The organism is Cardiobacterium valvarum (assembly GCF_900460955.1).
GTDB lineage: Bacteria > Pseudomonadota > Gammaproteobacteria > Cardiobacteriales > Cardiobacteriaceae > Cardiobacterium > Cardiobacterium valvarum.
Genome location: NZ_UFUW01000002.1, coordinates 1 through 4,744 on the forward strand (window position 1 = coordinate 1; position 4,744 = coordinate 4,744).

Here is a 4,744-nt window from a genome sequence, read left to right on the forward strand (position 1 = left end):
CTGCCGAAGCATTCTTTGCAGAAACAGCATCACCCAGTGACGATGAAGAAAGCGCCAAGGTCTTTGAAGTGCTGGAGCAACTTGCTAAAGGCCGGCCACTGCAAGAAGTGGCGCCCGAAACTCTCGCCGGATACCCGTTTTTATATCTTGGGCCTTGCCCCTAACGCTTCGCGGCTCTCTATCCGCTTCTGGCTGGATACCACCTTTGGGCAGTTGGCGCAGAATCTGGCTCAGCATTGGCAGGATTTGGCCATTGAGCCCCGGCCCTGGAAAACCCCACCGTCTATTTGGCGACTCTTATTGCAAACTGCCGTATTGGGCAAAAGCGAAAACATCTCGCCCGTATTGGCAGGTGAGATGACCCGCGCCGTGATTGCGGCACGCCGTACCCATTAAGTTTGCTGTCGCAACTGATTACCCGAATCCGCGCCGACGGCGATGTAAACGGCCTGCGCGTGGCAATGATGAAAGCCGTATTACAGCGGCGTTTTAGAAAAGGTTTCATTCAAGAAGGAGTCCCCATGAGCTTACATACTGAAAGTAAAAACCCCGCCTATTTATTGGGGCGGCTATTTGCCGTATTGGAGCGCATCCAGCATCAGGCACTTGGTGAATTAAATGCCGGTATTGCTGATCGTTACTACGGCTCGGCTTCCGCCATGCGTATTTTGTCTTTCCCCGTTTATTGGCAGGCGTCAAAAACCACTTGTTCGCGCCTGCGTAAAGATAAGGCCGGCATGGCGGTCAATCTGGATAAAGATTTGGGCACGATCATTGAAAACTTGCCGGAAACCTTTCCCCGCCATTTAAGCATTGAAGAACAAGGTCGCTTTGCCATCGGTTATTACCAGCAAAAGCAAAGCTATTTCACTAAAAAAGATACTACTGAAATCATTGACGATTAAGGAGCCAGAAAATGTCTGCCATTCAAAACCGCTTATGAGTTTGTCTATTTCTTCGACGTAACCAACGGCAACCCCAACGGTGACCCCGATGCGGGCAATATGCCGCGCCTTGATCCGGGATCCAGCAAAGGACTGGTCACTGATGTTTGCCTGAAACGCAAAATCCGCAATTTCATCGAAATCAGTGCGGAGAATCAGGCCGGCTATGAAATCTATATAAAAGAAAAAAGCGTGCTGAATCTGCAAAACAAGCGCGCCTATGACGCGCTCGGCATTGAGCAAGAAACCAAAAAACTGCCCAAGGATGAAAAACAAGCGCGCGACATTACCGCCTGGATGTGCAAAAACTTCTTCGATATTCGTACCTTCGGCGCCGTGATGACTACCGAAGTCAACAGCGGGGCAAGTGCGCGGCCCAGTGCAACTGGCATTCGCCCAATCCATTGACCCCATCGTGCCGCTGGAAATTTCCATCACCCGCATGGCCGTCACCAACGAAAAAGACCTGGACAAAGAACGCACCATGGGCCGCAAATACATCGTCCCCTACGCGCTCTACCGCGTGCACGGCTTTATCTCCGCCAACCTTGCCGCTAAAACCGGCTTCTCCGATGACGATCTGGATAAACTCTGGCAAGCACTGAAGCTAATGCTCGAATACGACCGCTCAGCCGCGCGCGGCGAAATGGCAGCCCGCAAAACTGATTGTTTTTAAACACGACAGCACGCTCGCAGCCAGCCTGCACATAAACTGTTTGACGCCGTGAAAGTTGAACGCATAAACGGCGAATCAGGTACGCCCGCCAGCGCTTTCGGCGATTACAAGATTAGCGTACATGCAGACGGTCTGGACGGCGTGACCATGCAAGAGTTGCTGTAAAACCCCTCCGCACGCGCAACCACGCCGCATGGTGGATTCAGTAATCACACCGCTTGGTGGGGCCAGCGTACGCCGCTTGACGAGCACAGTAACGACGTGCTTGGTGGGGTCAGTGTACGCCGCTTAGCAGGCCCAGTAACGACACCGCTTGACGGACCCAGTGACCACACCGCTTGGTGGATCCAGTGTACGCCGCTTGGCAGAACATCAACAAAGGAAAACGGCCATGCCCGAAACTCAAAGGGAAAATCAGGAATGAGTACCTGATCTCTCTTTCCGCTCTGCAACACTACGCCTTCTGCCCGCGTCAGTGTGCGCTAATCCACAGCGAACAGATGTGGGTGGAAAACCTGCTCACCGCACAGGGACGAGCATTGCACGAGCGGGTGGATTCGGGTGAGCCGGAAACACGCAAGGGCGTGCGCTTTGAGCGGACGGTGCATGTGTCGGCGGAGAAGCTGGGCATCAGCGGCATATTGGATTTGGTGGAAGTGGAAACGAAAACAGGTCGTCTGAAAACCGTGGAATACAACGCGGCAAGCCCAAACCGACCGATGCGAAATCCAGCTTTGCCCCGGCATTGTGTTTGGAGAAATGACGGGGCAAACCGTTAGCGAAGGTGCGCTGTGGTATATGCCCGCCACCGCATTCCCGTGTGTTTTCAGACGACCTGTTTTCGTTTCCACTTCCACCAAATCCAATATGCCGCTGATGCCCAGCTTCTCCGCCGACACATGCACCGTCCGCTCAAAGCGCACGCCCTTGCGTGTTTCCGGCTCACCCGAATCACCCGCTCGTGCAATGCTCGTCCCTGTGCGGTGAGCAGGTTTTCCACCCACATCTGTTCGCTGTGGATTAGCGCACACTGACGCGGGCAGAAGGCGTAGTGTTGCAGAGCGGAAAGAGAGATCAGGTACTCATCCTGATTTTCCCTTTGAGTTTCGGGCATGGCCGTTTTCCTTTGTTGATGTTCTGCCAAGCGGCGTACACTGGATCCACCAAGCGGTGTGGTCACTGGGTCCGTCAAGCGGTGTCGTTACTGGGCCTGCTAAGCGGCGTACACTGACCCCACCAAGCACGTCGTTACTGTGCTCGTCAAGCGGCGTACGCTGGCCCCACCAAGCGGTGTGATTACTGAATCCACCATGCGGCGTGGTTGCGCGTGCGGAGGGGTTTTACAGCAACTCTTGCATGGTCACGCCGTCCAGACCGTCTGCATGTACGCTAATCTTGTAATCGCCGAAAGCGCTGGCGGGCGTACCTGATTCGCCGTTTATGCGTTCAACTTTCACGGCGTCAAACAGTTTATGTGCAGGCTGGCTGCCGAGCGTGCTGTCGTGTTTAAAAACAATCAGTTTGCGGGCTGCCATTTCGCCGCGCGCGGCTGAGCGGTCGTATTCGAGCATTAGCTTCAGTGCTTGCCAGAGTTTATCCAGATCGTCATCGGAGAAGCCGGTTTTAGCGGCAAGGTTGGCGGAGATAAAGCCGTGCACGCGGTAGAGCGCGTAGGGGACGATGTATTTGCGGCCCATGGTGCGTTCTTTGTCCAGGTCTTTTTCGTTGGTGACGGCCATGCGGGTGATGGAAATTTCCAGCGGCACGATGGGGTCAATGGATTGGGCGAATGCCAGTTGCACTGGGCCGCGCACTTGCCCGCTGTTGACTTCGGTAGTCATCACGGCGCCGAAGGTACGAATATCGAAGAAGTTTTTGCACATCCAGGCGGTAATGTCGCGCGCTTGTTTTTCATCCTTGGGCAGTTTTTTGGTTTCTTGCTCAATGCCGAGCGCGTCATAGGCGCGCTTGTTTTGCAGATTCAGCACGCTTTTTTCTTTTATATAGATTTCATAGCCGGCCTGATTCTCCGCACTGATTTCGATGAAATTGCGGATTTTGCGTTTCAGGCAAACATCAGTGACCAGTCCTTTGCTGGATCCCGGATCAAGGCGCGGCATATTGCCCGCATCGGGGTCACCGTTGGGGTTGCCGTTGGTTACGTCGAAGAAATAGACAACTCATAGCGGTTTTGAATGGCAGACATTTTCTGGCTCCTTAATCGTCAATGATTTCAGTAGTATCTTTTTTAGTGAAATAGCTTTGCTTTTGCTGGTAATAACCGATGGCAAAGCGACCTTGTTCTTCAATGCTTAAATGGCGGGGAAAGGTTTCCGGCAAGTTTTCAATGATCGTGCCCAAATCTTTATCCAGATTGACCGCCATGCCGGCCTTATCTTTACGCAGGCGCGAACAAGTGGTTTTTGACGCCTGCCAATAAACGGGGAAAGACAAAATACGCATGGCGGAAGCCGAGCCGTAGTAACGATCAGCAATACCGGCATTTAATTCACCAAGTGCCTGATGCTGGATGCGCTCCAATACGGCAAATAGCCGCCCCAATAAATAGGCGGGGTTTTTACTTTCAGTATGTAAGCTCATGGGGACTCCTTCTTGAATGAAACCTTTTCTAAAACGCCGCTGTAATACGGCTTTCATCATTGCCACGCGCAGGCCGTTTACATCGCCGTCGGCGCGGATTCGGGTAATCAGTTGCGACAGCAAACTTAATGGGTACGGCGTGCCGCAATCACGGCGCGGGTCATCTCACCTGCCAATACGGGCGAGATGTTTTCGCTTTTGCCCAATACGGCAGTTTGCAATAAGAGTCGCCAAATAGACGGTGGGGTTTTCCAGGGCCGGGGCTCAATGGCCAAATCCTGCCAATGCTGAGCCAGATTCTGCGCCAACTGCCCAAAGGTGGTATCCAGCCAGAAGCGGATAGAGAGCCGCGAAGCGTTAGGGGCAAGGCCCAAGATATAAAAACGGGTATCCGGCGAGAGTTTCGGGCGCCACTTCTTGCAGTGGCCGGCCTTTAGCAAGTTGCTCCAGCACTTCAAAGACCTTGGCGCTTTCTTCATCGTCACTGGGTGATGCTGTTTCTGCAAAGAATGCTTCGGCAGCT

General features: G+C 53.3%; 6 pseudogenes. 3 read left to right on the forward strand and 3 right to left on the reverse strand.

The annotated features are described in order from the left end of the window. The first annotated feature begins 42 nt into the window (after nt 1-42). The 3 pseudogenes from cas8c (DY250_RS13525) to DY250_RS13535 form a co-directional block, all read left to right on the forward strand. Nucleotides 43-905 (forward strand): annotated as a pseudogene (gene cas8c / locus DY250_RS13525) (type I-C CRISPR-associated protein Cas8c/Csd1). Between the two features lie 11 nt (nt 906-916). Then, a pseudogene (gene cas7c, locus DY250_RS15005) lies at nt 917-1,785 on the forward strand (type I-C CRISPR-associated protein Cas7/Csd2). Between the two features lie 226 nt (nt 1,786-2,011). Further along, nucleotides 2,012-2,447, forward strand: a pseudogene (locus DY250_RS13535) (CRISPR-associated protein Cas4); the annotation flags it as partial. Here the strand turns inward: DY250_RS13535 and DY250_RS13540 are convergent. The 3 pseudogenes from DY250_RS13540 to cas8c (DY250_RS15010) all read right to left on the reverse strand — a co-directional run. Beyond that, nucleotides 2,445-2,734: pseudogene (locus DY250_RS13540) on the reverse strand (CRISPR-associated protein Cas4); the annotation flags it as partial. The pseudogenes DY250_RS13535 and DY250_RS13540 sit on opposite strands and share 3 nt — an antisense overlap. Nucleotides 2,735-2,960: 226 nt before the next feature. Continuing rightward, nucleotides 2,961-3,826 (reverse strand): annotated as a pseudogene (gene cas7c, locus DY250_RS13545) (type I-C CRISPR-associated protein Cas7/Csd2). An 11-nt stretch (nt 3,827-3,837) separates the two neighbouring features. Next, nucleotides 3,838-4,700: pseudogene (gene cas8c, locus DY250_RS15010) on the reverse strand (type I-C CRISPR-associated protein Cas8c/Csd1). Nucleotides 4,701-4,744 lie beyond the last annotated feature (44 nt).